The organism is Blautia difficilis, from assembly GCF_014297245.1.
Classification (GTDB): Bacteria; Bacillota; Clostridia; order Lachnospirales; family Lachnospiraceae; genus Blautia_A; species Blautia_A difficilis.
The window spans coordinates 1-1,585 of sequence record NZ_JACOQG010000082.1 but is presented as its reverse complement, the minus strand read 5'-3'; the positions used below and the strand labels follow the sequence as shown (position 1 = coordinate 1,585).

Sequence of the window (1,585 nt, the reverse complement as noted above, 5' to 3'; positions counted from 1 at the left end):
CGTATAATCCAATTATCTTAGATGGTAATTGGATTTTTCCTTTCTCCCAGTTAACACTGGGTATTTATTTCCATCTCTGATATATTTTGAAAAGGCACTGTGGATCTGTATCTATAACTTTACAGCTTTGACTGGTATGAGGTGACTCAGACCACAGCTTTTCGTCTATTACTGTTAATCAGTTTGTTAACGCATCGACGTTTTTATTTACGTGATTACACAGCCGAATTCTCTGTGGAAGACAGCAGTGCTCAAAATATTTATCAGGAGGTATAAACCTATGTCAATGTACTTTATTGGAATTGATATTTCCAAGTACAAACATGATTGCTGCATCATTTCTGCAGCTGATCAAAAAGTAGTTTCTAAAGTCACAATCAAAAACAATAAAGCCGGCTTTAATGAACTGCTTACAATCATTCATTCTCTCGCAAATCCTGCTGACATAAGAATAGGGTTTGAATCAACTGCCCATTATGCTCTCAATCTTGAACTCTTCCTTGAAAATTCTCTCCTAACCTTCATGGAAGTAAATCCTGTTCTCATCAGTGAATACAAGAAATCAAAAACACTTAGGCGTACAAAAACCGACTCTGTTGACTGCGAATCAATAGCTCGTTGGTTAATGACTGTTGAATACAAACCCCATTCAAAAGGATTTTACCACGCTTACTCTTTAAAGTCATTAACTCGTTTACGCGATAAACTTATCCGACAGCGTTCTTTCTATCTTATTAAAATCACAAATGTGTTAGATCATACATTCCCTGAGTTTAAACCATTCTTTAATGAACGCTTATCCAAAACTGCTCTCTATCTGCTTGAAAACTATGGTTCTGCTGAAAAGATGGCTCGTATGAACTCAGCCTCTTATGAAAAGCTACGTTCCTTATCCCGGGGGAAGTTTTCACCACAGCAATTTCTACGACTAAAAGAACTTGCTGCCAATACTGTTGGTGTAAATAACTCTATTTTTGATGTAGAGCTGAACAGCCTTTTATCTTTATACAAATCCCTTGTAAAAGAGATTAATACCATTGAAAAAGAAATCAACAAACTAATTGAAGAAGTACATCCTCACTATATGTCAGTTCCTGGAATCGGACCATTATCAGCAGCTGTAATCTATTCTGAATACGGCGATATATCTAACTTCACTAATCCAGGACAAATGCTTGCATTTGCTGGAATAGAACCAGGAATCAACGAATCTGGTACTGAATCTCACGGAGGTAAGATGGTTAAGCGTGGATCATCCCAGCTCCGCTACACACTTATCAATTGTTGTCTACCGTTAATCCGCTTTGACATGACATTTGCAACTTACTATGCCAAGAAACGCGGAGAAGGCAAACCACATCGAGTAGCCATTACTCATGTAGCCAAAAAGCTTATTAGAGTCATCTACGCATTGGAGAGGCAAGATATCGACTTTAATGCACAGAAACTTCGTTAATCTCTAGTGGATTAATACTAATTTCTCCCATCTGAAATACGATGTATTCAGATGGCTTATTAAAGTTACCCATTTTTACAATTCAAAAAAATTTCAAAATTCTCTTGACTGTTTATAGTTTGTCACCTC

At 36.8% G+C, this 1,585-nt stretch carries 1 protein-coding gene; it reads left to right on the top strand.

Translation table 11 applies throughout. The features are described 5' to 3' along the window. The first annotated feature begins 280 nt into the window (after positions 1-280). A complete protein-coding gene (locus tag H8Z82_RS16900) occupies positions 281-1,456 on the top strand; it encodes an IS110 family RNA-guided transposase (protein WP_118595432.1) in 1,176 nt (391 codons plus the stop codon). The last annotated feature ends 129 nt before the right edge of the window (positions 1,457-1,585 follow it).